This is a genomic window from Arthrobacter sp. Sr24, from assembly GCF_054511175.1.
The window spans coordinates 22,040-47,213 of the sequence record NZ_JBTNDB010000001.1; the positions used below are offsets into that span (position 1 = coordinate 22,040).

Below are 25,174 nucleotides of genomic sequence, written 5' to 3' on the forward strand. Positions count from 1 at the left end.
GCCCTTTTTCGGTCCTCGCTTCGCTCGACCCGGGCCCCTGGCGGAGCTAACGCCTTGCTCCCTCCCGGTCCTCGCTTCGCTCGACCCGGGCCCCTGGCGGAGCTAACGCCTTGCTCCCTCCCGGTCCTCGCTTCGCTCGACCCGGGCCCCTGGCGGAGCTAACGCCTTGCTCCCTCCCGGTCCTCGCTTCGCTCGACCCGGGCCCCTCGGGAGCTAGGCTTAGCCCATATCAGAATCAAACTTTTTAGGAGAGCCAACATGTCAGACATTATGAACGTCACGGTTGCCGAGATGGGCCAGGACACGGTCATCTTGGATGTCCGCGAAGACTATGAGTGGGAGGCCGGCCACGTTGACGGTGCCCTGCACATTCCCTTGGAACAGTTGCCGGCCCGCCTGGAAGAACTCGACCCCGACGTTGATGTCAATGTCATCTGCCGCACCGGTGGACGCTCATTTAGGGCCACCACATGGCTGGTCCAGAACGGCTACAGTGCCTTCAACGTGGTGGGCGGCATGGGCGCATGGTTCGAGGCCGATAAGCCCATGGTCTCCTCCAACGGTGAAGCGCCCCGCGTCCTCTAACACCCCCGACATCACGAACCAGACTCCACTATGAATTGACGAGTCTATGAATCTACGAACTAGACAGGTCCCCATGACATCCGCGCCCTTTGATACAACGCTGCCCCTAACCTTTCTAGGGCCGGAGGGAACTTTTACCGAAGCTGCCCTGCTGCAGGTTCCGGGTGCGATCCAGATGGAACGGATCCCGTCAACCAATGCCGCAGCCGCACTTGCCAAAGTGCGCAGCGGGGAAGCTTTCGCCGCTATGCTCCCGATTGAAAACTCAATTGAGGGCGGAGTGCCGGCCACTCTGGATGCCATATCCAACGGCATTGAGCTGCGCATCTTGCATGAAGTTGTGGTGCCCGTCAGCTTTGTCCTGCTGGCACCGGCAGGGGTGACGCTGGCTGACATCAAGGCTGTGGGCACGCATCCTCATGCTTGGGCGCAGACTAGGGACTGGTTCGGCGAACACCTGCCGCAGGCCGCCTATGTCCCGGAAAATTCGACGGCGGCTGCCGCCCATTCCTTGGTCACTGGCACCGACGCTTTCCAAGCCGCTGTATGCGCACCGCTGGTTGCTCAGCAAACCGGACTGACTATTCTGGCCGCCGGCATCGAAGATAATGCCGGCGCTGTCACACGCTTTGTTTTAGTGGGCCAACCCGGATCGCTACCGGCACCTACCGGGGCCGACAAAACCACCCTGGCGATACCGCTCCCCGAGGACCGGCCCGGTGCGTTGATGGAGATTTTGGAACAGTTTGCCAGCCGCGGTGTAAACCTGAGCCGCATTGAATCCAGGCCAACTGGGCAATTTCTCGGTCATTACACCTTTAGCGTTGACGTTGACGGGCATATCAACGACGCCCGGGTAGCTGATGCTTTGCGTGGTCTGCACCGGGTCAGTCCCGAGCTTCTCTTTCTTGGCTCCTACCCACGGGCCGATCAGCAGCCGCCGGCCATTCGCTCCTACAACTCTGACGCGGCCTTTGCTGACGCAGCAGCCTGGGTTGAATCACTCACCTAGGAGACAGTGCGCTGCGGCGCGTCTCTTTCGCACGGACACCGGCAAGCCTATGCTTGGCCTATCTCTACAAGGTCACTTGCAGAGGAGATGGAAAAGGCGCTCACAGCACGGAAGAGGCGAGTCAATCATGGATCCGCAGGTAGACAAGAACAACAGCCAGGACGGCACCATTGTGAACCCGAGTAGCGATACTGGCCGGGACACTTCTGTTGGCGATGAAGGCGACCACGCCAATGAGTTGCGTTTTGATGAAGAACAGCGACTCATCCGGGAACAGTCACAACGTCCTGAAACCGACTAGACCGAAACTGATTAAGCCGGGTTGTTGGGGGCAGCAACCCGCACCAGTACGGCTTTGTGCTCCACGCTGACTCGCACACTGGTGGCTGGGCCGGAAGGGTCCCCGTCAATTTGCGTCTCGACAGGCATGACTGTGCGGATGGTCAGGTTCTGGGAGCGGTAAAAATCAATGACGGGCAGGTGGTTCTTATGTTGGAACACCACTTTTCCAGCCATAGCAAGCCAGCCGAATGCGCTGCGGGGGCTGATGACCACTACGTCTAGGACGCCGTCGTCGATCAGGGCTCCTGGAACAAAGTCAATGCCGCCGGGGAGCAGGCCACAGTTGGCAAACAGCACGGAACGGACCTTGCGCTGCTGGGCTGGCTCGTTGTCTAGTGCGATGCTGACCTTTTTGCGTCGCCCCGCCATGTGGCGCAGACCTGCCTCGCTATAGGCTAGCCAGCCGACGTGTTCCTTGAGTTTGGAATTGGTGTCGTTCATGACCTCGGCGTCCATGCCCAGACCCGCGATCACCATAAACGAGTGCTTTGACTCGGCCCCCGTCACAGCGTTCTCGAGCTCCATCAACCCAGCGTCAATGTGGCGTTGATGGCCAAAGAGAGCAATCTGCACGCAAGCGGCCATATCCGTGACATCAAGTTTTAGGTTCCGGGCCAATAAATTTCCGGTGCCCAAAGGAACAATGCCTAGGGGAATTTCCGTGTGTCGCAGGGTCTGGCCCACAGCGCGCACGGTGCCGTCGCCACCGCCCACAATAACGACGTCGGACTTAGCATCCAGCGCTGCCTGCGCCAGGGAAAAGCCCGGGTCCTCCGCAGTGGTTTCGAAGAAGAGCGGGGCCGGCCAGCCAGCCTTAGAAACGGAACGGCGGATCAGGGATTTGGCCGCTTCGGAACCATGTTTGGTCGGGTTATAGATGAACGCCACTTGCTGTTTGGCGATGTTGATCTTGTGCGGAGAGTCGGCCACGGCACTGCGCGTGTGCTTTTGCGCGAGCTTGCGCACACCCAGCCAGCTCGCGGCGGCAGCCAGCACAATAATGACCACAATGATGACGGCAAGGAGTTCGGTTTGCATGATTCTCTAACCTTAGCGGCTGAAGTTGCATTGATTGGATAGGCTTAGGGCGTGATCGATGTACGAGACCTCTGCGAAAATCCTGAAATTTACCGTGCCAGCCAGCGTGCGCGTGGTGCTGATCCGTCGGTGGTGGACGCCATCATTGCCGCCGACGCCGCACGCAAGTCCGCGATCACCTCTTTTGAGGCGTTGCGGGCTGAACAAAATGCGTTTGGCAAGAAGGTGGCCAAGGCTAAGGGTGATGAAAAGACAGCCCTGCTCGCCGAGGTCAAGGAGGTGGCCATTGCTGTCAAGAGCGCTTCGGCGGCTTCTGACGCCGCCGCCGCGGCGCAAGACGCCTTGGTGCGCAGCATCCCCAACCTTGTCTCCGATGGTGTGCCGGAAGGCGGCGAGGACGATTTCGTCGTGGTCAAAACCGTGGGTTCTCCTCGTGAATTCCCCGATTTTAAGCCCAAGGACCACCTGGAAATTGGTGAACTCATTGGCGCCATCGATATGGAGCGCGGCGCCAAGGTGTCCGGTTCACGCTTCTACTTCCTCAAGGGAGTGGGCGCCCGCCTAGAAATGGCGCTGCTGCAAATGGCCATGGATCAGGCCATCGAAGCCGGCTTCACGCCCATGATCACCCCCACTCTTGTTTTGCCCGAAACCATGGCTGGCACCGGCTTTGACGTGGAACACGACGCCGAAATTTACCGCCTCGCCGACGACGACCTCTATTTGGTGGGTACCTCTGAGGTAGCTCTGGCCGGCTACCACGGCAATGAAATCATCAAGGTTGACGAGCCCATTCGCTTTGCCGGATGGTCTTCCTGCTACCGCCGCGAGGCCGGTTCACATGGCAAGGACACCCGCGGAATCATCCGCGTGCACCAGTTCAACAAGGTGGAAATGTTCGTTTACACCACCGTTGAAAAGGCTGCCGAGGAGCACCAGCGCCTGCTCGGGTGGGAAGAGGAAATGCTCGCCAAGGTTGAGCTGCCCTACCGTGTGATTGATACCGCCGCCGGAGACTTGGGCATGTCCGCCGCCCGCAAATTCGACTGCGAAGCCTGGGTCCCCACCCAGGACGCCTACCGCGAGCTGACCTCCACCTCGAACTGCACCACGTTCCAGGCCCGCCGGTTGAACATCCGTGAGCGTCTCGTAGCGGACGACGGCGGCAAGGGTGGCACTCGCGCTGTTGCAACACTGAACGGCACGCTGGCCACCACCCGCTGGATCGTAGCCATTCTGGAACACCACCAGAACGCCGACGGCTCGGTCAACGTGCCGGTTGCCCTGCGCAAATACTTGGGCGGCATGGAAGTATTCCCGGTCCTGTAAGGCTTTTAGCGTCTAGTCAACGCTCATACGAACGCCGGGTTAATATTCACACTGTGCAAACAGCTGTGGACATTAACCCGGCGGTCAGTTTTAAGTCACTAAAGAGGAGCCCTTGCGTCGAGTCAGACCGAGCCCCGTCGAGGCAGACGTTGCGCTTCGTCTGACTCGGCGGCGCTCGGTCTGACTCGAGAAGTTCACTGAGTTGAAAGCCTCAGTATGTGGAATTTTAAGGTCTATCTGTTTAGCTGGATACATGACAATGACAGTAAATACTGAAAGTACCGGCATCGATGACCGGTCCACTGCAATCACAAAGTACTTAGTAGCACTTGACGTAGACGGCACCTTGGTTGATCACGATGGCCTCATGACTGACGCTGTCCGTGACGCAGCAACAGCCGTGGTTGACGCCGGCCACCACGTCATCATCGCCACAGGCCGCTCACTCGGAGCCCTGCTGCCCATCATTGAGTTGATCGGCATGCGCACCGGATATGGAGTCTGCTCCAACGGTGGCGTGACCATTCGCTTGGACCCGTCTCTGGAGAACGGCTACGAGGTGATTGAACGGGTCACCTTCGATCCGGCTCCCGCCTTGAACGCTTTGCGTGACAAAATCCCGGGCGCCCGCTTCGCGTTGGAGGACTCCGAGGGCAACTTCCTAGCCACTTCACGCTTCCAGGACGACAGCTTTGGCATTGAGGCCCGCGGTGTGGACTTTGAGCACCTATTGAGTGCCGAGGCCGTGCGCGTTGTGGTCAACAGTGCCGAGGCCACCATGGACGAGTTCTCCGACGCCATCTCCAGCGCGGGTCTTCAAGGTGTCACCTATGCGATCGGCTGGAGCTCCTGGCTCGACATTGCCGCCGCGGGCGTCACCAAGGCATCCGCGCTGGAAGTGGTGCGTTCTTCACTAGGCGTTGACCCGTCGCTGACCGTTGCCATGGGTGATGGCTCCAATGACATTGAAATGCTGCAATGGGCCGGCCGCGGTGTGGCCATGGGTCAGGCTGAAGCCAATGTGAAGGCCGCCGCCAATGAGGTTACGGCTTCGGTGTACGACGACGGTGCTGCCGCCATCTTGCGCAGCCTGCTGTAACCCCCGGTCATAGGGCAGGGCATCCCTACGGTGCCCTGCCCTGCCGCGCTCAGAGATGAAAAATGCCGCTGTTCCTTATCTGTCCACCCAGGTCTAAGCCTCGGCAGAATGTAAGGAACAGCGGCATTAATCTCGGAGGGCGTGGGCCCACGCGTCCGAGGGTGCCCTCGCGAGCTTGCGAGCAGAGGGAGGGCGTGGGGACTAGTGCTTGGTGTCCTCAAAACGCTTGATGGAGGCTTCCAGCTCGGCTTCGGCAGCGGCACGGTCGGCCCAGCCCTCAGCCTTGACCCACTTGCCCGGCTCCAAGTCCTTGTAACGCATGAAGAAGTGCTCGATCTCCTTGACCAGGAATTCATCCACGTCGGAGAGCTCCTGAATGTGGTCAAAGCGCTTGTCGTCCACAACGCACAGAACCTTGGCGTCGCCGCCGCCGTCGTCAGTCATGTTGAAGACAGCGATGGGGCGCGCATCCACCACAACGCCCGGGTGCAGATCGAAGTCCTGCAGCATGACGAGCGCATCCAAGGGATCGCCATCTTCGCCGAGAGTGTTGTCGAAGAAACCGTAGTGTGTGGGGTACTGCATCGACGTGAACAGCACGCGGTCCAGGCGGACGCGGCCACTCTCGTGATCAACTTCGTACTTGACGCGTGATCCGCGGGGGATCTCGATGGTGACGTCATGCTTCATCGTTAGGCTCCTCAAATGATGGGGTGTGCGCGGCCGGACACGGCTCTGCACCGAAAATCCGTCTAGTATGAGGATATAGGCGCTTTCGTTGCGCTAAAAACCCGCCCGGAGTATCAGGGCGCAATAATGCCCTTTTTAGTCCGATCACAAACGCCCGGACCACCTGCTTCGAAGGAATCGCCTGCTTCATGGGACGCACGTCAAAAGCTGTGACGAGCGGCTTGCTCATCTGCGCACTGGCCGCCATAACCGTTCCGGCCGGGCTGCACCTGATCCCCGCATTCCTACCCCAAGACCCGGCCGCTGTGGCAGTTATTCCTGCGGCCCAGTTGGCGCCCGCCGGAATTAGCGCCATCACGGGAATTGATCCGCTGTCTCAAGCGGCACCCCTGCCGGACGCGACTACGCTCTCCAGCGATTTGAAAAAAGCCCTGACGTTCGACGGCGAGGGCACCTTCAGCATGTATGTCGCCGATGCCTCTTCCGGGACGCCGCTGTTTTCCCAAGACGGCGAGAAGGCGCGGATTCCGGCGTCGAATCTGAAATTGCTCACCGCCGCGGCCGCGCTGAAGACGCTGGGCCCGGACACCCGATTTGCGACTGAAGTATTGGCGGGCGCAAGTCCCGCCGAAATTGTTCTGCGCGGTGGTGGAGACACCATGCTCGCCGCGGGGGAAGACGATCCTGAAGCGGTCATGGGTCACGCCGGGCTGGCAACCCTGGCCCAACTAACAGCTGCGGCGTTGAGTAAAGCAGGGGTCACCGGGTCTGTCACGCTGACCGTGGATGACACTGTCTTCACAGGTCCTGCGCTGAACCCGAAATGGACCAAAGGAGATGTGAACGCTGGGGAAATTGCACCCATTTTCCCGCTCGCCTTGAACGCTGGCCGTTTCGTGCCAGAAGTACTGAGCGGTCCGCGCCCGCAGGATTCGGCAATGGTTGCGGCGGTGGCCTTCGCAGCTGCGCTCGCTGACGCTGGTGTGGCCACCGAGGAAACTATTAGCCGTGGCGCGGCTACCGGAGCGGTTCTGGCGTCGGTTGAATCAGCTACCGTCGCTGCGCAGACACGGTACATGCTGGCTGAATCTGATAATTATGTGGCAGAAGCACTGGGCCGCATGGTTGCGGTGAAGCTCGGTGGCGAGGCCAGCAACTCAGGAGCCGTGGCTGCTGTCCGTCAAGTGGTGGAACAGCTGGGGCTCTCCTTGGACGGGGTTATCACTACCGATAATTGTGGACTCGCCGAAGGTAACTTGATCAGCCCCGAACGCTTGGTGACGATGGTGTCCCTCATGCTGGCGGACCCCTCATCAGATCTGGGTCAGGCGCTGGCTGGGCTGCCTATTGCGGGGCTGAGCGGTTCTTTGTCGCAACGTTTCCTCGCCGATCCGCAACTGGACGGCGCGGGGCTGGTCCGTGCCAAGACCGGATCTCTGAATGAGGTGAGCGCACTTTCTGGGTACGTCATCAACTCCCGTGGGCGGCTGCTGGTCTTCTCGATCTTGGGCAATGGCCTCACCGACGGTGCCGCTGCGGCGCGCCCCGTGGTGGACGCAGCCGCAGCGGTCTTAGCGAAGAGCTAACGCAACAATTCGCGTGTTGTGTGAAACTTCAAAGCTCTCAGCGATCTGTGATCTGATGGTAAACATGAGCCAGAACAGCAGCGCCGCAGCCGGAACGCACTCAGCCCCCGCCATGGTCAATTGGGAACTTGCCGCAAAAACTGCGGCCAACTTAGCCCCTGCCGGGCCAGATTTGAGCGGCTCGGAGATTTCCGCAGCAGTGGAGAACTTGCGTCTCATGGCCGAAAAATCGGTACCTCACGTGCACGAAATCAGCCGTTTGGAGGCAGCGAAAGATCTCCGTGACTCCGAAGTCCTGATTGTGGACAGGGCCTCTTGGGCCAAGGCCAACACGCAGAGCTTCGCGGTGATGATGGATCCTGTGCTGCGGGCGCTCGCAGCTAAGCAGGCCGATTCTTCCAAGGGTTCCGGACCCGCGCAGGGGAGTCCGGGTGCTGCTTTTAGCGCTACCGTCACGGGTGCGCAGCTGGGAGGCGCCTTGGCGTTTCTTTCCAGCAAGGTGCTGGGCCAGTATGATCCCTTCTCCGCACTAGGTCAGAGTGAGTCCACCGCTGCGCATTCCACCGCTGAGAAGTCCGGTGGCAGGCTACTGCTGGTGGCGCCGAATATCATCACCGTGGAACGTGAGCTGAAGGTGGATCCGGCCGATTTCCGGCTGTGGGTATGCCTGCATGAACAAACTCACCGGGTGCAATTTGCGGCGGCGCCTTGGCTGCGCCACCACATGATTGGTGAAATTGAGAAGCTCGGCACCTTGTTGGTGGGCGACTCCGAGAACTTCGGCGAACGCCTCCTGGAATCAGCCAAATCGCTGGGCCGCAAGCAGAGCGCAAAGAAACCCGCAACGCTGGGCGCCCCGGATTCCTCCCGCGGCAGTGTCCTGGACCTGCTCCAAGACCCCGCCCAAAAAGCGGCGTTGTCACACTTGACGGCCGTCATGAGCCTCTTGGAAGGACACGCCAATGTGGTCATGGACGGTGTGGATAAGAGCATTGTCCCTACAGTCCGCACCATCCGCCAACGCTTTAATAGCCGGGGCAAGGACCGTGGAGTGATTGAAAAGTTCATCCGAAACCTGATGGGGTTGGACGCCAAAATGCGCCAGTACAGTGACGGGGCCAAGTTTGTCCGCGACACCGTAGCCGTGGTCGGCATGGACGGGTTTAACAACGTTTGGAACCAAGTGGAGAACCTGCCCACCGAAACAGAGATCCACAACGCTCGCCTCTGGGTTGACCGGATGGGCCTCTAATGACAGCACTGACAGCTCAGCACAGCCCCCGCGGCCGTCTGGACCCCACCGTCGGCAAGGCTCGGGCGATGGTGGGTGCCCTGCTCGGGCTGAAAACAACAGGAAAAAATCGTGCTGCCGAAAATCCGCCGCTGATCCTGGTGGGATGCAGCGGTGGCCCCGATTCCCTCGCCTTGGCCGCCGTCTGCGCGTTCTTTGCCACGCGCGGAGAAGTGCGGGTGGGTGCAGTGGTGGTTGATCACCAGATGCAAGAGGGCAGTGCGGAGGTTGCCCAAGCCACCGCCAAACAGTTGCAGGAGCTTGGTCTGGCCCCCGTGGTGGTGCGGACCGTGGATCTCAAGCACGACGGCGGCGGCCCGGAAGCTGCGGCCCGCGCAGCACGTTTTGGCGCGCTTGAGGCGACGGCCGACGAATTGGGTGCCTCACACGTGCTCTTGGGCCACACCATGGATGATCAAGCAGAATCAGTGCTCTTGGGACTCGCTCGGGGCTCTGGAACCCGTTCCCTCGCTGGTATGCGGGAGCGCCGTGGCATCTACCTGCGCCCCTTTTTAGGGTTGCGCCGGGATGAGACATTGGCCATATGCGAGGCGTTGGGACTGGTGCCGTGGCACGACCCTGCCAACCAAGACCCAGCTTATTTGCGGGTCCGGGTCCGCACTGCTGTGCTCCCCTTCCTGCATCAGGAACTTGGCCCCGGAGTGGCCGAATCGCTGGCCCGCTCAGCCACTATTTTGGGTTATGACGCCGACTTCCTGGATCAGCTGGCCGCGGCAGAGTTTGCCAAACTGGCCGAACATGGCGGGGAAAAAGGCGCAGATGAACACATCAGCCTGCCCGAAGATGAGCTGAGGGGATTGGCTCCGGCCCTGAGGATGAGAGTGTTGGCGCTGGCCGTCGTCGAACTTGGGGGAGTGCAGCCCAGCCTTGAACGGCTCGGTGCGGCAGAAAATTTGCTGGCCCGGAAAGGGTCCGCAGGACCGGTGCAATTAGCCGGAAAAGTCAGTGCGTGGCGGATTTCCCGGAACCAAAGTGTTCCCCACGAAGGCCGCAGCTATGGGAAGCTAGTTCTTAGGCGCAGCACTTAGGCGCACGCAGAACCAACAAAAACCAGTACCAATCCTTTACAAACAGGAGCCATGGGTGGATTCACAAGACGTCCAAGCCGATCTTAAGCACGTTCTCTTCTCCAAGGAAGAAATCCAAACACGCGTCGCCGAGCTGGCCGCGCAGATTGATGCAGATTACCAGGGCCGCGATGTCCTGCTGGTCGGTGTCCTCAAGGGCGCTGTGATGGTCATGGCTGATCTCTCCCGTGCCCTGCACAGTCACGTCACCATGGACTGGATGGCAGTGTCATCCTACGGTTCCGGTACTCAGTCTTCCGGTGTCGTCCGGATCCTGAAGGACCTCGAAACTGACCTCATGGGCAAGCACGTTCTCATTGTTGAGGACATCATTGACTCGGGTCTGACCCTGTCATGGCTGCGCGCGAACCTCATGTCCCGCGGCCCGGCCTCCGTGGAAATCTGCACGCTGCTGCGCAAGCCGGCTGCTGCCAAGGTGGAAATCGACGTCAAGTACGTTGGCTACGAGATCCCGAACGAATTTGTTGTTGGCTACGGCCTGGACTTCGCCGAGAAGTACCGCAACCTGGACTTCATCGGCACGCTCGCACCGCACATTTACGAGTAATCGCTCGGAGCACAGCTGCGGCAAGGGTTTCTGACGCCGATCCCACTTTTCGACCCCGAAATTTCGGGGTCGAAAAGTGGGATCGGCGTCATTTTCTTTTTAATCGTTATGCCCTCAGGGAACTAAAGGGCATTCCCGTGCGTGTAGCAATGCGAACGGTGTAAAGCTATAACTTGGGAACGTGTCGGACGCGTTTTGTACAAGTATGAATTGGTTGAGCGGGAGGGACGAGGCCTGGCCTCGAACACATGAAAGTCAAAAAACTCTTCAAGGGTCCATTTATCTGGATCGTTGTGGTTGTGGTGCTCATTAGCGCCGGTCTGTTCACACTGACCGGAACCAACCAGAGCCGCATTGGAACCTCTGACGGCCTAGACCTGCTCACAGGTGACAAGGTTGCCTCGGCCAAGATCTTCGGTTCTGAAGGCCGAGTAGACATGATCCTCAAGGATAACTTCGTCAATGCTGACGGCAAGGACCAGGGCAAAAACGTCCAGTTCTTCTACGGCAACTACCGGGCCACCACCATGCCGGAGATCATCGACAACGCCGAAATGACGAAGTTCGATGACCAGCCGGCGTCCAACAACTTCTGGTCCAGCATCTTCTCCCTCTTGATCCCGTTCATCCTGATCGGTCTGATCTTCTGGTTCTTGTTCTCCCGCATGCAAGGCGGCGGCTCCAAGGTCATGCAGTTCGGCAAGTCCAAAGCCAAGCTGCTCACCAAGGATCACCCGCAGGTCACCTTCAATGATGTTGCTGGCGCGGATGAAGCCGTTGAAGAACTGCACGAAATCAAGGATTTCCTGCAGAACCCGGACAAGTTCACCGCCGTGGGAGCCAAGATTCCCAAGGGTGTGCTGCTGTACGGCCCTCCCGGCACCGGTAAAACTCTGCTGGCCCGTGCTGTGGCTGGCGAGGCTGGCGTGCCGTTCTACTCGATCTCCGGTTCTGACTTTGTGGAGATGTTCGTCGGCGTGGGTGCCTCCCGCGTCCGCGATCTCTTCGAGCAGGCCAAGGCTAACTCCCCGGCCATCATTTTTGTTGACGAGATCGACGCCGTTGGCCGTCACCGTGGTGCCGGCATTGGTGGCGGTAACGATGAGCGCGAACAGACCCTCAACCAGTTGCTCGTGGAGATGGATGGTTTTGACGTCAAGACCAACGTCATCTTGATTGCAGCTACTAACCGCCCTGACGTACTTGACCCGGCGCTGCTGCGCCCTGGCCGTTTTGACCGCCAGATCCCCGTTGAAGCGCCCGACCGCGTGGGCCGTGAGCAGATTCTACGTGTCCACTCCAAGGGCAAGCCCATGGCTCCCGGTGTGGACTTGAACGCTGTTGCTAAGAAGACGCCAGGTTACACCGGTGCTGACTTGGCGAACGTGCTCAATGAGGCAGCCTTGTTGACCGCCCGTTCCAACGCCCAGCTCATTGATGACCGCGCCCTGGATGAGTCCATTGACCGCGTCATGGCCGGACCGCAGAAGCGAACCCGCGTCATGAAGGAACTGGAACGCAAAATCACCGCGTACCACGAAGGTGGACACGCCCTGGTTGCCGCCGCCATGCACAACACGGCGCCGGTCACCAAGATCACCATCTTGCCCCGAGGCCGCGCCTTGGGCTACACCATGGTGGTACCCGAGGACGACAAGTACTCGATCACACGCAACGAATTGCTGGACCAGATGGCCTACGCCATGGGTGGCCGTGTTGCCGAGGAAATCGTGTTCCATGATCCCTCCACCGGTGCGTCCAATGACATTGAAAAGGCCACCGGAACTGCCCGTGCCATGGTCACCCAGTACGGCATGAGCGAACGTATTGGTGCGGTAAAGCTGGGCTCTGGCAGCAGTGAACCGTTCCTAGGTGGCGGAGGTGGGCAGGGTAAGGATTACTCCGAAGCTGTTGCCTCCATGATTGATGAGGAAGTCCGCAAACTCATCGATCAGGCCCATGACGACGCTTACGAGGCGCTCATCATGAACCGTGACGTGCTTGACCGTTTGGCTCTGGAACTGTTGGAACGCGAGACGTTGAACCAGGCTGAGATTGCTGAGATCTTCACGGACCTGCGCAAGCCTGCACCGCGCAAGGTATGGCTGTCCAAGGACTCCCGTCCCGTCTCGGCGCTTCCCCCTGTCGTTACCGCGAAGGAGCGCCGCGAAGCCCTCGAGGCCGGTGCGCCGAATCCAGAAACAGTGGCTCCGGCGGATCAAATTGCCAACGCGCACCTGAGCGGTGAACTCGATGCTCCCGGTAACCAGCCGGGCATCGATTTGGGCAAGGGCGAAACCCCCCAACTGCCCGGCCAGCCATAACACCGGTAGGATCACATCCGTGACTGAATACGACGACGAACAAAAGGTGGACCTGCCGCGCATCGAGGCAGCTGTCCGGGAAATTCTCCTTGCCATTGGTGAGGATCCTGAACGCAGCGGTCTGCTGGACACGCCCAAACGGGTGGCCAAGGCCTACCGTGAAGTTTTTGCTGGGCTGCATCAGGACCCTGCAGATGTTCTGGGCACCACCTTTGATATTGCCCACGAAGAGATGGTGCTGGTCAAGGACATTCCGTTCTACTCGACCTGCGAACACCACCTCGTGCCGTTCCACGGCAGCGCTCACGTGGGATACATCCCGTCTTCTGATGGACGGGTGACGGGGCTGAGTAAGTTGGCGCGCTTGGTGGATATCTTCGCTAAGCGTCCGCAGGTGCAAGAGCGCCTCACCACCCAGATCGCCGATGCTTTGATTGAACATCTCAAACCCCGCGGCGCCATCGTCGTCATTGAGTGTGAACACATGTGCATGTCCATGCGTGGCGTGCGTAAACCAGGGGCCAAGACAGTCACCAGCGCTGTCCGCGGTCTGCTTCACGAGCCCGCAACCCGGGCCGAAGCCATGAGCTTGATTCTCGGAAGGTAACTAAACACCATGGATTCCCTCGCTGCTGCGCCCGGAACGGGCCCGGCCACTTCTCCCTTGCCCGTTTTGCGTGCCCGTCGGGCAATGGCCACCTTTGCCGCACTTCCTAAGGACCGCACCGTGGTCATGGGGATCTTGAACTGCACCCCGGACTCCTTCAGCGACGGCGGCGAATACGACTCCACCGAGACAGCGATCGCCCACGGCCTGCGCATGTTCTACGGCGGTGCTGACATCATCGACGTCGGCGGTGAATCCACCCGGCCGGGTGCAGCTTATGTTGAGGAAACCGAGGAGCAGGCACGCATTCTGCCCGTTATTTCCACACTGGCAAAGGCCGGTGCGCTGGTCAGCGTTGACACCCGCCACGCCTCCACCGCGGCCTTGGCGCTGGACACCGGGGCCGGTCTGATCAACGATGTCTCGGGGGCCAATGTGCACCCGGACATGATCGCTTTGATCGCCGAACGCCAGGCTCCTTACGTGCTGATGCACAGCCGGGGCGATTCACGGTCCATGGATTCACTCACCGAATACACGGATGTTGTAGAGGAAGTGGTTGCCGAACTCGCCGAGATTCGCGAGAAGTTCTACGCCGCGGGCGTCAAGGAAGAGAACTTGATTCTGGATCCGGGCATTGGCTTCTCCAAGAACGCTGAGCAGAACTGGGAACTACTGGCCAACCTGGATCAGGTGGCAGCCATGGGCAACAAAATTCTTGTGGGCACCTCCCGCAAGCGTTTCCTGGGCTCACTGTTGACCAGCGCCGGAAAAGCCGCTGCCCCTAAGGAGCGCGATGACGCCACCTCCGCCACAACGGCCATCGCCGCTGCCCAAGGTATCTGGGGTGTTCGCGTGCACGACGTCGATGCCAGCCTTGACGCTGCCAAGGTCGCCGCACGCCTGGTGCAGGGTAAGAAGAACCGCGAAGCGCGCTTGTCCGAGCGCCAGGTAGCCCAGTGACGCAGTTGGATACCATCCGCCTGACCCGTGTCACAGCCATTGGTTATCACGGCGTTTTTGATCATGAGAAGCGTGACGGACAGCCCTTTATCACCGATGCCGTACTGCACCTAGACATAGGCGCCGCTGCCGCAACAGATGACCTGTCCAAGACCGCAGACTACGGCGCAGTGGCCGAAACCATTGTAGCTATGGTGACCGGTCCGGCTTTTGACTTGATTGAAACACTCAGCGTCCGCATGGCCGAGAGAATTCTCGAAGAATTTCCGGTGGTGCAGGCCATCGAAGTGACCATCCATAAGCCGAAGGCGCCCATTCAGGTGCCCTTTGGTGATGTGAGCATCACGGTCTCGAGGACTCGTGAATCCGCTGACGCTTCCGTCTCTGGCTCTTCTGTCTCGGGCACCTCCGTTTCCAGCACCGTCGTATCCAGTGCAGCCGCATCCGGAGTAGTCGGGGCGGGCTTGCCATGACCACCCCCCGCGCGTTGACCCGGGTAATTCTTGCTCTTGGCAGTAATCTGGGCGAGCGTGAAGGGACATTGCTGGGAGCTGTCGCCGATCTTGTGGATCGTCCGGAAGTACGCCTGCAAAATGTTTCCCCTGTCGTGTCCACCAAACCTGTTGGGGGCCCGGAGGGGCAGCCGGACTTCTTGAACATGGTCATTGCCGTGGACACCACCTTGTCCCCACTGGAATTGTTGGCTCATTGCCAGGCAGTTGAGTTGGCTTACCACCGTACACGTGAAGTGCGTTGGGGTGCCCGAACTCTCGACGTTGACATCATCGTTTATGGTGATGTGCACAGCGATGATCCGGTGTTGACGTTGCCGCATCCGCGTGCCGCGGAGCGGGCCTTTGTGGTGTATCCGTGGTCGCTCATGGAACCCACCGCCACCTTAGGCGGGGTACCGGTAACGCAGTTGGCTGCGACCGCCACAGACATGCCCGGGATTTCTCATGTGCCGGACGTACCTCCGACCGTTGTGCTCTAGCCGGCGGCGCGGAAAGCCAGCGGGCTCCGCGGGCGAATCCGCGAGAATCACGGCGCGCTAAGTCCAAACAGCCAAAAAACCAGTACGGTTAAATGAGTAGTCCCCAAGTGAAGCGATGAGGCAACAATGAGAAGCACAATGCGGACCATCAGGCCCGCGTGGTTGGCAGCCGTCGTTATTGTGCTGGCCGGCGTTGGATGGGTGGCCACTTTGCTGACCTCCCGAGCCAGTTTGGCCCTGCCGGTGCTCCCGCTCAGTTCTCTGATCACGATGGCTTTGATCGCTGTGGTGTGTCTGGTGTTGGGTCTGCGGGTGCGTCGCTGGCGCGATGGTAAGCGGGAAAAGGCCCTTGACCCGCTCCTCGCGGCCAGGACGGTTATTCTGGCGCAGGCATGTGCTTACGCCGGTGCCGTGTTATTCGGTTGGCATGGCGGAATTTTGATTAACCAGTTACCTACCGTGGCCATGCGCAGCGATCTGAGCATCATTTGGGTCATGGTGGCTCATCTGGCCGGCGGCTTGGTCATGGTTGCCGTGGGTGTCATGGTGGAGCGTTTCTGTAAGGTGCCACCGGAAGACAGCGATCCTGGTCCATCCACTACTCGGCCCAAGCGTGAAGGACACGGGGAGGAAGAATTTGCCTAAGCTACACAGCAGCGCCATTGATCCTGATGGAGTAAATTTTTTACCCGTCTCCGATAAGCTCATCACCGCCCGCTTTATCTCTGCCGGAGGTGGCGCACTCATTTTTTTGATCATCACAGCCGTGCCGTTAATTCTGCATCTCACGGGTGTCTGGGCTGGCTACCCGGCATGGTTGGCATGGGCTGCCCCCGCCGTGGTGGTGCTGATTGTGGTCTGGGAAATGTTGTTAATCCCGCGCCAAGTACGCGCTATTGGCTACGCGGAACGCGACGAAGATTTGCTAATCCGCGGCGGTATTCTCTTCCATCGGGTCATGGTGGTTCCTTATGGTCGTATGCAATATGTGGATGTGACCATGGGTCCGCTGGAACGGGTGTTGGGGCTGAGCACCATCCACCTGCACACCGCCTCCCCGGGAACCAACGCGCTACTCAATGGCCTCCCCGCAGCGGAAGCTGGCCGGCTGCGTGAACAACTCACCGCACGTGGTGAGGCAAAATTGGCCGGCTTGTGAGCGAGCAACTGCCTGGGATTTCCGGAGCGCCGGGCGTGCCTGAGACGCCTGAAGTGCCGCCGGCTCCCGTTGCCTCCGCTATTCCTGAGGCTCCCGCTGCGCCCGAAGGGTTCACCACCGACAGTGCCGATACTTGGCACCGCGTGCACCCGGTGTCGCCTCTGGTGCGGGGTTGGATCGCCGTGGCTGCCATCATCTTCATTTTTGGCAGAAACTCCCTCGACTCACTCTTTTCTGGCGGCTGGCAGAACGGTGGATCCGTGACCGGCGGGACACCGGTGGTGTTCATCCTCATTGTGGTGGGCGCCGCCGTGATCATTTTCGGTGTGGCTTTTTTCCTGTCGTGGCGGTTTACGCGCTACCAAGTCACCGATGAGAATGTGCATATCAACTCCGGCATCATTTTTCGCCAACAGCGCCGCGCCCGCATTGACCGGGTGCAGGCCATTGATGTGATTCAACCGCTCTTGGCGCGCGCCTTCGGTCTAGCCGAGTTGAAGTTTGATGTGGCCGACGGCGGGAAGTCGGCTATCAAGTTGTCGTTCCTTAAGCTTGCCGAAGCCAAGCGGCTGCGTGCAGCAATTCTGGCCCGTGCCGCTGGCGTGGCGATGGATCCGGATCAGCCCATGAACGTCCAAGAGGCCCCGGAAACCCAGGTCCTGGCACTGGCTCCGCGGAGAATCATTGGCGCCGCATTTTTCTCCACCACCACGGTATGGGCTGTGATTATCATTCTCGCGGCCATTGTGGCCGTGGTGTGGACTGAAGAATCCGCTATTTTCCTCGGCATTTTTCCTTTGTTCATTGGCATCTTCGCTTCTTACTGGAAGACCATCACGAACGATTTGAATTTCCGTGTCGCAACATCGCCCGACGGCGTTCGGCTGCACTATGGCCTGTTGGAAACACGCTCCCAGACCATTCCGCCGGGACGTGTCCAGGCCGTGAGTATTTCGCAGGGACCTGTGTGGCGCCCCTTTGGCTGGTACCGCGTGCAGGTTAACGTGGCAGGGTATGGCGATGACATCTCAGACAGTTCTCGCAGTGTGATTCTTCCCGTCGGTACGGAGGCTGAAGTCATGGCTGTTTTGGGACTGGTATTCCCTGATCCCGGCGCGGAGCGGCCATTTGAGGTTTTCGCAGCAGGTCTGCACGGGGTGGGTTCCGATGAGGACTTTGTGCACTCGCCGCGGGCAGCACGATGGGTTGATCCCATTTCTTGGCGCCATAATGCCTTCCGGGCAACGGCAACAGCGTTGCTATGTCGCCGCGGCCGGTTCTTCCGCAGCTTGCAGGTGGTGCCGCACGAGCGCACCCAGTCCCTGGGGTTGCGCCAAGGACCGCTCATGGCCCGTCTGGGCCTGGTCAGCTTCGAACTACATTCAACGGCGGGACCGATCCGCCCGCGCGTGCATCACCTTTCAACCGCCAACGGGCTGGCACTATTTGATGAGCAATCAGCCCGCGCCGCAACGGCCCGCCGCATTCAACGCAACGAAAAGTGGCTCGAATTGAAACCAGCACCCGTGGAGAAAAAGGAGCAGTACCTTGGCGATTAAGCCGGGCCGTCTAGGCATTGGAATCATCGGAGCTGGCAAAGTGGGTGCGGTGCTGGGAGCTGCGTTGCGCGCAGCCGGGCACGCCGTGGTCGGCGTTTCTGCGGTATCCGAAGCATCCCTAGAGCGGGCTGAACTGTTGCTGCCCGGCGTTCCGGTTCTTGCGGTGGCAGACATTGTTGAGCGATCTGAATTGGTACTGCTAGCTGTTCCCGATGACGCACTAGCCGATCTTGTGACCGGCCTTGCAGCCACGGGTGCGTGGCAGGCCGGGCAGTTGGTGGCGCACACTTCGGGGCGTTTCGGCACGGGAGTGCTGGCCCCGGTGAAGGCTGCCGGCGGCATTGCGCTAGCACTGCATCCTGCCATGACGTTCACCGGCATGAGCTTGGATCTGGCTCGCCTCCCCGACTGCTGCTTTGGCGTCACAGCCGATCCGGCCATGTTGCCTATAGCCCAAGCATTGGTGGTTGAAATGGGTGCCGAGCCGGTAGTTATTGCCGAGGCTGATAGGGTCCTGTACCACGCGGCACTGGCGCATTCGGCGAATCACATGGTGACGCTCGTGGCTCAAGCAGCACAAATCTTGTCTGACATTGGCGTGGAATCCGCCAATCAGGTGCTGGGTCCGCTGTTGCGCGCGGCCCTGGAGAACGCGTTGACGTCAGGGGAGTCTGCGCTGACTGGACCGGTGGCGCGCGGTGATGCTGGAACCGTGGCAGCTCATGCAGCCGCCTTGCGGGAGTACACGTTGGATACCTCATCTGCGGATGTGCTGGAGGCGTATCTGGCCATGTCCGCCAGCACTGCAGCCAGGGCGGCCAAGCGGCGGATGCTTTCCGCGGAGGCGTATCTTGGTATCGAAGCGGCTTTGCGCAACACCGAAGGTGAAATAGATACAGGTGAAATAGATTCAGGTGAATCTGGCCCAGACGCTTCTGATTCAGGCGCTTCCGCTACGTAGCCTGGCGCATCGCGCGGAATAGCTACCGAGCAGAATAAATTTTTTGGTATTGAAGTTGGCATTGGAAAGAGTGAAGAACATGAGCATCGAGCTGGTAACTACTATCGCCGAACTGCGGGAAAAGTCAGCGGCCTTGTTGCGTCAGCGAGCTGTGCAGGGCACGCGGGAATCGAGCCGTCAGCCCGGCACCTTGGGTTTGGTACCCACTATGGGCGCCCTGCACCACGGCCATGCGACCTTGGCCCGTTCGGCCGTAGCCGAGAACTCGGTGGTAGTAGCCAGCGTGTTTGTCAACCCGCTGCAATTCGGTGATGCCACTGATTTGGCCCGCTACCCACGCACCACAGAGGCCGATCTGGCCTTGCTCAGCGAGGCCGGTGTGGACTTCATGTTCGCCCCGTCGGTTCAGGAGATGTACCCCGACGGTGAACCGATGGTACGGGTCACCGCAGGAAAAATGGGGGAGCTCTATGAGGGTGCCTCACGGCCAGGCCACTTTGATGGTGCCCTGACGGTGGTGGCGAAACTGCTGCACACAGCCATGCCCGACGCTGGCCTGCTGCCCCAAGGCGGTACTGCTGCTGCTGGTGCGGATCCTGGTACTGCTACAGAGGCTGGCGCTGAAGCCAATGCACGCCCGGCCTACCGAGCCTACTTTGGCCAGAAGGACGCTCAACAGCTGACCCTGGTCCGCAAGATGGTGGCGGATCTGAACTTCCCGGTGGAAATCGTAGCTGTCCCTACGGTGCGCGATGAGGATGGGCTGGCGCTCTCCAGCAGGAACCGTTTCCTCTCAGCTGAGCAGCGTGAATCCGCGCTGGTTCTCTCACGTGCCTTGCGGCTGCTGAAGCGCAACGCCGATGCCCATGAGCCACTCGACATTGAATCAGCGCAAGCCCTTGTGGACAGCGCACCAGGAGTGGAACTGGACTACCTGGAAGTGGTGGATCCGGTGACGCTCGCCGTCCGTGCTGAGAACTGTCAGGACAGCCCGTTCACAGGCGAGGCACTGGTCCTGATTGCCGCCACGGTGGGCCCGGTGCGGCTCATCGACAACATGCCCCTGGGCTAAATCGCAATTCCGCCAGCCCGCAAAGCTCATCCCCGCCCCAGCCAGCACTTTGAAGCTGCGCTCGGTTAAGGAAGAACCACGCGCAGCTCTAAGAGCTGCGCGTGGTTCTTTCGTCATGGGACGCAGAAGCAAAGTCGTGTAGCAGGGCTAGACGGTTCAGATGGCTTAGTCCGATTGTGCGGCAGAAATCAGCGCCGTCAGCTCCTCCAAATGAGGGTAGGCGGCCTGAGTGCCACGCTTTGTGGTTGCCAGCGCGGCCGCCACGGAGGCCTGCCGGGCAGCGTCAACTAGAGAGTCGCCCGCAGCCAAACGGGCTGCGACAGCGCCCGTGAACGCATCGCCGGCACCCGTGGTGTCCACGGCGTCCACCTTTGTCGGTGCAATCAGTACGGCAGGCGAGGCAGCTGAAGAGTTGGTGGAATCCAGAACCACTGAGCCAGCCGCACCAAGTGTCACCAGCACTTTGGACAGTCCGCGCGCAGCAAAACGTGCAACGGCGCCGTGCCAGGCTTCCGCCGGGGCATCGGATGCCGGCATGGCAAAACCATCAAGGAATTCCGAGGCCTCGTGGACATTGACCAGCAGCACATCAACCAACTGCGCCAACTCTTCGGTGATGGGAGCGTACGGCGAGAGGTTCAACAGGACTGTTGCTCCGGCGTCGTGCCCGGCAGTAGCAGCGGCCAACACCGTCTCCGGGGCAACCTCCAAGCACAGGCACACCACGGCGGCGTCGGCAAACACTGCCGGGTCCATGTGGGTGGGCAGCAGGGTAGCGTTGGCGCCTGCGGAAATGATGATGGTGTTCTCGCCCTTGGCGTCGACCGAGATGACGGCGACGCCGGTGGGCTCGGTGACGCGCCGGACGTGTTCGGTATTGACGCCCGAACCGGCCGCGGAAGTCAGCAGCATATCGCCGTTGGCATCCTCGCCCACTGCGCCGAGCAAGGTTACCGTTCCGCCCAGCCGGGCCGCGGCCACAGCCTGATTGGCGCTTTTGCCGCCCGGATTTACGGCGAAGCCATTGCCGTGCAGCGTTTCGCCGGGGTTGGGCAACCTGTCGCAGTAGATGGTCAGATCAGCATTGAGGGAACCGGCAACAACTATTTTGACACTCATGGTGCCACCTCCGCGTCAATAGGTTTGGGCACCAGCAGCGAGGCCGCGAAGGCTGCTCCGGTGAGGGCCAAGGCTACGATGACAACGGTCAGGTAGGAGCCGTTACCGCCCAGAGGAGCCGTGGCAACCAAGATGGCTGGCAGAACCAGGAAGCTGAGACCGGCGCCGAGGTTGAAGGCGCCAGCGTTCATACCGGGCAAGAATCCGGGGTTTCCTGCCGGAGACAAGACCACTCCAAGACCGTTGAGCATGATATTGACAGTACCGGCGTACATGATGCCCAACAACACGGTGCCGGTGATCATCCAGCCCAGGCTGTGGAGTCCAAGGAAGCCGATGATGGCCAGCGCGGCCATGCTGCCCAGCAGACCCACACGCAACATCATGGTGTAACCAATGACCGGTGCCAGGCGACCTGTGAAGGGGCCAACCACCCAACCTAGAAGTGCGTAAGGTGTCAGGATCAGCAAGCTCATCTCCGTGGCGCCAATACCAAAACCGGGCTCTGCGGCCTGCACAAAAGCTGGAACTATGCCGTTGATGACGGCGAAGATGCCCGTCATGGTCAAGGTGGTGGTCAGCAACGGAGCCCACGTGGAGCGCTGGCGCAGGTGCACAATTTCCACCATGGGATGTGTGGAGACCTTCTCCACGCGCCAGAAGGCCATGAAGGCGAGCACGGCGAGCAGCGCCAAAGCCAGTGAGAGTACCAACGGTCCGGTGGTGATGCCACCCACCAGTTTGGTGGCTTCATTCAGGGCTGTGAGCAGGGCGCCCACGGCAATGACGATGAAGAACACGCCCAACCAGTCCATCTTGGTGCCTTCACCGGGTTTGGATTCCCCGGCGAGTAAAACAATCAGCACGGTGGCGATGGCGGCGATGACCACCATGAGCCAGAAGATGCTGCGGAAGCCAAAGTGCTCGGCAAAGTAGCCGCCCACAAAGGAATCAATCCCGGCTATGCCACCATTGACGGCGGTGATCAGGCCCATCAGCGCCCCGTACTTCTTGGGGTCCTTGACAGCAGAGCGGAGCATGATCAGGCACAACGGAACCGTGGGGCCGCTGACGCCCTGGATGATGCGTCCTATAAAGAGCCATGTGATGTCCGGGGCCAAGGCGGAGATGATGGAGCCGATGCCCATCAGCACCATCATGCCGATCAGCACCTTCTTGCGGCCGATGATGTCGCTCAGTCGGGGCAAGAACAGCGAGAAGACTGCTGCGGCGGTGAAGAACCAGGTCTGCGACAGGCCAATGGAAGCTTGGCTGGCGTTGAGTTCCTCGCCCATGGTGACCAGTGCGGGGCTGAGCATGGAGGCGTTCAGCTGGAAAGCAACACAGGCCGTCAGCAGCGCCACCATGAGAGCGGTGATATTACCGGGTTTGCTCAGCGTCCCGGGCTTTGCGGTTGTGAAGCTCACGCGTCGACCTCACCAATGCGGAGGAGTGCGTCGGTGACCATGTTCCAGAATTTGGCATGGTCAAGGGTCACGGCAACGGAAGTCTTGCAATCGGCAGGCGCCGGGGCACGGAAATCCGCCACGGTCATGCCCAGCGTCAGTGTGCCCGTGAGTTCAATGTCTACGGGAACCTTCTGGGTGGTCATGACGGTGGGGTCAATGACATAAGCGACGGCGCACGGGTCATGGACCGGCGGGTAGTCAAAGCCCTGAGCATCTTTGTAGGTCTGGGTGAAGAATTCCATCAGCTCCATGACGAACTTGGCAGGCTTGGTGCCGACGGCTTCAATGGCTGCAACTACTTCGGGTGTGGCCAGGGCCTGATGGGTGAGATCCAGTCCAACCATGACAACGTCCCAGCCAGCGTTGAACACAATGTGGGCGGCTTCGGGGTCAATCTTGATGTTGAATTCGGCCACCGGGCTCCAGTTGCCCACGTGATAGCCGCCGCCCATGAGGACGACTTCCTTCACGCGCTCAACGATGCGCGGTTCCTTGCGCGCGGCCATGGCGATGTTTGTCAGCCCGGCAGTGGGGACCAGGGTCACGGTGCCCGGCTCGTGCGCCATGATGATTTCAATGATGAGGTCGACGGCGTGGCGCGGGTCAAGCTCGATCGTGGACTCAGGCTGTTCTGGGCCATCCATGCCTGATTCACCGTGGATGTCAGGTGCCGTCACGATGTCACGCACCAAGGGGCGGTCGCAGCCTGCGGCAAAGGGGACGCCGGTGATACCGGCAATGGTCCCCACACTGAGGGCGTTGCGGGTAACTTTTTCAAGTGTTTGGTTACCTACCACGGTGGTCACAGCAAGGAGTTCGATGTTGGGGTTGCCGTGGGCCAAGAGCAAGGCCACCGCGTCGTCATGTCCGGGGTCGCAGTCAAGAATGATCTTGCGGGGCTGGGCGGCGGCATTTTGCTGTTCCATAATAATTTCTTCTCCACGTCGTTGGGGCGGCTCCGGAGTTTCCCGGTGATGCTCGGTAACCAAGTGTGGCACCTCACGAAGTTAACGTCAAGCGCTTAACGTGAAGCGCGTTAAGCGCTTGATCCATTGTGGTTGCGGTGATCGTCCTCAGCGCCGGTACGATCGATTCATGCAGCCGCCACCATCGCCCTCCGCCCGCAATACCGGCAAGCGCCGCATCACCGCGGCCATGGTTGCCGCTAGGGCTGGCGTGTCGGCAGCAACAGTTTCGCTGGTGACCAATGGCAAGACCGCTGGGCGAGTCTCCCAGGAGAATATTGCCAGGGTCGAGCAGGCGGTGCAGGAGCTCGGGTATGTGGTGGATTCCTTGGGAAGCTCCCTGGCTAAGGGGCACAGCAGCATTGTTATTTTGGTTGCTCCGGATGTTTCAAATCCGTTTTATGCCAAGGTCATTGCCGGCCTGAGAGAAGTCATCGGTCAGCAATATGCGCTCCTGCTGTCAGTGACTGATGCCGGACAAACACCGGATCCGGCGGATGTACGCCGCCTGCTTGCCCTGCGTCCGGCCGGATTGCTCATTGATGCGCCCAGTTCACAGTTCCTTGCAGAACTGCAGGCCACCGAACCCATGGTGTTGTTGGATGCGGCCGGCATTAGCAATGATGTGCCAGCAGTAAACTTCGACGTGGCGAGCGGGGCCCGGCTGCTGGCCCAGCACTTGGCGGCTCAGGGGCACCAAAAAGTTGCCTACTTTGATAGCACTACCGGCACCGAAACGTTCCGCGTGCGCCGAGAGGCCTTCAGCGAAGAAGCCGGGCGGCTGGGCTGTGAAGTGATCTCGACTGCACGAACCACAATCGATGTTGGAGCAGCGGCGCTGGCCTTCGACCATGCTTGGCCGCAATGGTCATCGGCCGGAGTGACCGCCATCGTCTGCGCCACCGATACTCAGGCTTACGGTGTCCTGCAGGAAGCTCGCGTGGTGGGTGTGCCTGTGCCGCAACGCCTAGCAGTCACAGGCTTCGATGACCTGCCCTACTCCAATTCATCAAGTCCGGGACTGACTTCGGTGCACCTGCCAGCCATGGAAATGGGCAGGTTGGCAGGCAGCCAACTGCTGAAAGTCATGCACGGGGAAAACGTGATGGTCACACCCGTGGTGCTGGAAGCTACTCTGGTGGTTCGCGGATCCACCGTCGCAGGGATCTAGGGAGTGACCTAGCTAGAGAGCTAGAGAGCTAGAGAGCTGAGAACAAATCTAGTTAGTAAGCAAAGTTCAATCCCGAATTTCAGCGTTAAAGCTCGCTTTGCTGCCAAGTGCTAGGCCAGTGTATGAGCCGCCGGATTCAGGGCTTGAAGCGGGCACGGAGCATATACCCAGAATCACCAACTA

25 protein-coding genes are annotated in these 25,174 nt (G+C 60.0%); 20 read left to right on the plus strand and 5 right to left on the minus strand.

Annotated elements, in window-relative coordinates:
- The first annotated feature begins 258 nt into the window (after positions 1-258).
- The 3 genes from ACX80D_RS00135 (at position 259) to ACX80D_RS00145 (ending at position 1,898) form a co-directional block, all read left to right on the plus strand.
- On the plus strand, positions 259-585 hold the full coding sequence (locus ACX80D_RS00135) for a rhodanese-like domain-containing protein (RefSeq protein ID WP_459320510.1): 327 nt from the start codon (positions 259-261) through the stop codon (positions 583-585).
- A 73-nt stretch (positions 586-658) separates the two neighbouring features.
- Positions 659-1,597 (plus strand): prephenate dehydratase, encoded by a 939-nt coding sequence (gene pheA, locus ACX80D_RS00140; RefSeq protein ID WP_459320511.1) that lies wholly within the window; start codon positions 659-661, stop codon positions 1,595-1,597.
- Positions 1,598-1,724: 127 nt separating this feature from the next.
- Complete coding sequence (locus ACX80D_RS00145; RefSeq protein WP_459320512.1) at positions 1,725-1,898, plus strand: hypothetical protein; 174 nt, start codon at positions 1,725-1,727, stop codon at positions 1,896-1,898.
- Between the two features lie 11 nt (positions 1,899-1,909).
- Here the strand turns inward: ACX80D_RS00145 and ACX80D_RS00150 are convergent, their stop codons facing one another.
- Positions 1,910-2,977, minus strand: coding sequence for a diacylglycerol/lipid kinase family protein (locus ACX80D_RS00150; protein ID WP_459320513.1), 1,068 nt, complete (start codon positions 2,975-2,977; stop codon positions 1,910-1,912).
- Positions 2,978-3,028: 51 nt separating this feature from the next.
- Here ACX80D_RS00150 and serS point away from each other — a divergent pair, with 51 nt between their 5' ends.
- Both serS and ACX80D_RS00160 read left to right on the plus strand, forming a co-directional pair.
- Complete coding sequence (gene serS / locus ACX80D_RS00155) at positions 3,029-4,306, plus strand: serine--tRNA ligase (protein ID WP_459320514.1); 1,278 nt, start codon at positions 3,029-3,031, stop codon at positions 4,304-4,306.
- A 253-nt stretch (positions 4,307-4,559) separates the two neighbouring features.
- Complete coding sequence (locus ACX80D_RS00160) at positions 4,560-5,405, plus strand: HAD family hydrolase (protein ID WP_459320515.1); 846 nt, start codon at positions 4,560-4,562, stop codon at positions 5,403-5,405.
- A 201-nt stretch (positions 5,406-5,606) separates the two neighbouring features.
- Here ACX80D_RS00160 and ACX80D_RS00165 read toward each other — a convergent pair whose 3' ends face one another.
- Positions 5,607-6,095, minus strand: coding sequence for an inorganic diphosphatase (locus tag ACX80D_RS00165; RefSeq protein WP_459320516.1), 489 nt, complete (start codon positions 6,093-6,095; stop codon positions 5,607-5,609).
- Positions 6,096-6,283: 188 nt separating this feature from the next.
- Here ACX80D_RS00165 and dacB point away from each other — a divergent pair, with 188 nt between their 5' ends.
- The 14 genes from dacB to ACX80D_RS00235 all read left to right on the plus strand — a co-directional run bounded on the left by dacB (position 6,284) and on the right by ACX80D_RS00235 (position 20,267).
- On the plus strand, positions 6,284-7,681 hold the full coding sequence (gene dacB, locus ACX80D_RS00170) for a D-alanyl-D-alanine carboxypeptidase/D-alanyl-D-alanine endopeptidase (RefSeq protein WP_459320517.1): 1,398 nt from the start codon (positions 6,284-6,286) through the stop codon (positions 7,679-7,681).
- A 55-nt stretch (positions 7,682-7,736) separates the two neighbouring features.
- Positions 7,737-8,933: a zinc-dependent metalloprotease gene (locus ACX80D_RS00175; RefSeq protein WP_459320882.1), complete on the plus strand. Its 1,197-nt coding sequence runs from the start codon at positions 7,737-7,739 to the stop codon at positions 8,931-8,933.
- Positions 8,933-10,021, plus strand: a complete 1,089-nt coding sequence (gene tilS, locus ACX80D_RS00180) for a tRNA lysidine(34) synthetase TilS (RefSeq protein ID WP_459320518.1) — start codon at positions 8,933-8,935, stop codon at positions 10,019-10,021. Before ACX80D_RS00175 ends, tilS begins: the two co-directional genes overlap by 1 nt.
- A gap of 55 nt (positions 10,022-10,076) precedes the next feature.
- Positions 10,077-10,628: a hypoxanthine phosphoribosyltransferase gene (gene hpt, locus ACX80D_RS00185; protein WP_459320519.1), complete on the plus strand. Its 552-nt coding sequence runs from the start codon at positions 10,077-10,079 to the stop codon at positions 10,626-10,628.
- Between the two features lie 248 nt (positions 10,629-10,876).
- Positions 10,877-12,952, plus strand: coding sequence for an ATP-dependent zinc metalloprotease FtsH (gene ftsH / locus ACX80D_RS00190; RefSeq protein ID WP_459320520.1), 2,076 nt, complete (start codon positions 10,877-10,879; stop codon positions 12,950-12,952).
- 19 nt (positions 12,953-12,971) lie between these two features.
- The gene (gene folE, locus ACX80D_RS00195; RefSeq protein ID WP_459320521.1) at positions 12,972-13,559 is read left to right on the plus strand and encodes a GTP cyclohydrolase I FolE; all 588 of its coding nucleotides are present in this window, start codon (positions 12,972-12,974) and stop codon (positions 13,557-13,559) included.
- A 9-nt stretch (positions 13,560-13,568) separates the two neighbouring features.
- Positions 13,569-14,522 (plus strand): dihydropteroate synthase, encoded by a 954-nt coding sequence (folP, locus tag ACX80D_RS00200; protein WP_459320522.1) that lies wholly within the window; start codon positions 13,569-13,571, stop codon positions 14,520-14,522.
- Positions 14,519-14,995, plus strand: a complete 477-nt coding sequence (gene folB / locus ACX80D_RS00205; protein WP_459320523.1) for a dihydroneopterin aldolase — start codon at positions 14,519-14,521, stop codon at positions 14,993-14,995. The genes folP and folB overlap by 4 nt, the downstream gene beginning before the upstream one ends.
- Entirely contained in the window at positions 14,992-15,516 is a 525-nt protein-coding gene (folK, locus tag ACX80D_RS00210; protein ID WP_459320524.1) for a 2-amino-4-hydroxy-6-hydroxymethyldihydropteridine diphosphokinase, read from the plus strand. Before folB ends, folK begins: the two co-directional genes overlap by 4 nt.
- A 126-nt stretch (positions 15,517-15,642) precedes the next feature.
- Positions 15,643-16,161: a DUF3180 domain-containing protein gene (locus ACX80D_RS00215; RefSeq protein WP_459320525.1), complete on the plus strand. Its 519-nt coding sequence runs from the start codon at positions 15,643-15,645 to the stop codon at positions 16,159-16,161.
- Entirely contained in the window at positions 16,154-16,675 is a 522-nt protein-coding gene (locus ACX80D_RS00220) for a PH domain-containing protein (RefSeq protein ID WP_459320526.1), read from the plus strand. Before ACX80D_RS00215 ends, ACX80D_RS00220 begins: the two co-directional genes overlap by 8 nt.
- Positions 16,672-18,234: a PH domain-containing protein gene (locus ACX80D_RS00225; protein WP_459320527.1), complete on the plus strand. Its 1,563-nt coding sequence runs from the start codon at positions 16,672-16,674 to the stop codon at positions 18,232-18,234. The genes ACX80D_RS00220 and ACX80D_RS00225 overlap by 4 nt, the downstream gene beginning before the upstream one ends.
- A complete protein-coding gene (locus ACX80D_RS00230; RefSeq protein ID WP_459320528.1) occupies positions 18,224-19,195 on the plus strand; it encodes a Rossmann-like and DUF2520 domain-containing protein in 972 nt (323 codons plus the stop codon). The genes ACX80D_RS00225 and ACX80D_RS00230 overlap by 11 nt, the downstream gene beginning before the upstream one ends.
- Positions 19,196-19,274: 79 nt before the next feature.
- The gene (locus ACX80D_RS00235) at positions 19,275-20,267 is read left to right on the plus strand and encodes a 4-phosphopantoate--beta-alanine ligase (protein WP_459320529.1); all 993 of its coding nucleotides are present in this window, start codon (positions 19,275-19,277) and stop codon (positions 20,265-20,267) included.
- A gap of 165 nt (positions 20,268-20,432) precedes the next feature.
- Here ACX80D_RS00235 and ACX80D_RS00240 read toward each other — a convergent pair whose 3' ends face one another.
- Genes ACX80D_RS00240 through uriH form a run of 3 tightly spaced genes read right to left on the minus strand, consistent with a single transcriptional unit; the run spans position 20,433 to position 23,781 of the window.
- On the minus strand, positions 20,433-21,386 hold the full coding sequence (locus ACX80D_RS00240; protein ID WP_459320530.1) for a ribokinase: 954 nt from the start codon (positions 21,384-21,386) through the stop codon (positions 20,433-20,435).
- Positions 21,383-22,753: a uridine transporter UriT gene (gene uriT, locus ACX80D_RS00245; protein ID WP_459320883.1), complete on the minus strand. Its 1,371-nt coding sequence runs from the start codon at positions 22,751-22,753 to the stop codon at positions 21,383-21,385. The genes ACX80D_RS00240 and uriT overlap by 4 nt, the downstream gene beginning before the upstream one ends.
- A gap of 56 nt (positions 22,754-22,809) precedes the next feature.
- Positions 22,810-23,781, minus strand: coding sequence for a uridine-preferring nucleoside hydrolase UriH (gene uriH, locus ACX80D_RS00250; protein ID WP_459320531.1), 972 nt, complete (start codon positions 23,779-23,781; stop codon positions 22,810-22,812).
- Between the two features lie 169 nt (positions 23,782-23,950).
- Between uriH and ACX80D_RS00255 the strand changes: the two genes are divergently transcribed.
- The gene (locus ACX80D_RS00255) at positions 23,951-24,991 is read left to right on the plus strand and encodes a LacI family DNA-binding transcriptional regulator (RefSeq protein WP_459320532.1); all 1,041 of its coding nucleotides are present in this window, start codon (positions 23,951-23,953) and stop codon (positions 24,989-24,991) included.
- The last annotated feature ends 183 nt before the right edge of the window (positions 24,992-25,174 follow it).